Consider the following 1,700-nt stretch of genomic DNA (forward strand, 5'->3'; position numbering starts at 1 on the left):
GATGGGGTAGGTGCGATACGCGGTTCATTTGTTTTAAGGGGAAAGGCGAGCGATGACGATGGTGTCGAATCGGTTTCGGTTGTGTTTGAAAATATCAAAACGAAAGAAACGAGCCAAACGTATGAGGCCAATGACTTTAGTAAGGGCAGCGTATCGGTGTTGTGGAGTACCCATATAGACAATGAAGTGAAAGGAAATAGATGCGCTCTTCCCGACGGTGAATATGAAGTAACGGTTACGGTTACCGATACAGGCGGAAAGACAAGCACATTTACCAAGAATTATAAAATAGACAATAGAGCACCCGAAGTAGAAATACTGAGTCCTGATTTATCGAAAAGTCAAAGTGGTGATTTTACGATGCGCGGTTCGATTATCGATATACCGAGCGGCGTCAAAAGCATAAAATATATCGTGGGTAAACAAGATAGCAGTGATATAACGGTAAAGCCCGCAGAAACCTCGCTCGAGTGGAAAGAGCTTGAGATATCGGGAGATACATGGGCTATCCCTTTTACCGATGGGGATAATATCACGCAGAAAACAAAAGCTGAAAGGATCGGTAAACAAGTTGACGGGCTCGCAGCGGGAGTAGAACTATATGATATACCGCTGTTCTTTTTAGTTGAAGATAAAGCAGGCAATGCCGGTATTATCAGTCAAATAATCAGAGTAGACCCGAACGGAGATATTCCGGAAGTAAAGGTATTATCGCCTGAAGCGGATAAAGTATTAGGCGGAAGGATCCGTATATGGGGAACCGTGAAGGTACCTAATCCGGCAGCGGGAGTGGTCAATGCTGTACTGATTCAAATTACCGATAACACCAAACCTGAAAACCCCAATGAACCGGATTTTAGCCGGAGCGCTCTGTTTGGCGAAAGCGAGTGGTGCCCTGCCGATGGGAAACCGTTAAGCTATACGGCGGGAAGTTCGTATTGGTCGGTAGAAATAAACGGAAGTAAGGAATTTGAAGCTGCAAGCGAACGGCAGCGGATTATTTGGTTTAGATTGTGCGGCAAAAATGAGAAGGGGAGAGTCGGACAATGGACAGAGCCGATTAAAGTTACCGTTGATAAGGAGGCTCCGGCTATTACCGATATGAAGGTTGCAAGCGAAAGTAAGATCGGTACGGCTATTCCTTCCGGGCAGATTGACCCCGAAAACCAAGACTATGTTTCAAATATGTGGATCAAGGGAGATGGACTGTATTTATGTGCAGAGTTATCGCATGATGCCGGTATAGAAAGGATAGATATAAGCGGGAGCTATCTCGGTACGTCTGTTTCTTTAACGGGAGACAGTGAGATAACCGGCTATCAGCTGCATAATCAGCAGTGTTTTGAAGCAGACGGTCATAACTACAAGATGCGGATACCGTTAAAGACGACGGGGAACCCTGCAAATAATAACGGATTTACGATTAATGTTACGATAAAGGCTAAAAAACAAAAAGAAGGAGATATAGAGGGGTTAACGGCTTCAACTTCATTCTCCTTTAAGTATGATAACAGCGTTCCAACCGCGGTGTTTGGTACAAAAATGTATTCATCGGGTATTGTACAGGTGAGCGGAGCTTCGTTTACCGACACTGGGTTAATAGGGAGAAGCAATATCAATGCTTCGATGAAGGTTTTTACCTCAGGGGAAGATATTGCAATTACCGCATTTGATCAGAGTACGGGGAAGGTTACGCTTGC

Annotated in this window: 1 protein-coding gene; it reads left to right on the forward strand. The window is 44.6% G+C overall.

The window, feature by feature from the left end; all coding sequences use genetic code 11:
• A partial coding sequence (locus HGH47_RS12080; protein ID WP_432912675.1) for a hypothetical protein occupies nucleotides 1-1,700 on the forward strand: 1,700 nt, incomplete at both ends.

Origin of the sequence: Treponema sp. OMZ 805, from assembly GCF_050937395.1 — a bacterium.
GTDB lineage: Bacteria > Spirochaetota > Spirochaetia > Treponematales > Treponemataceae > Treponema.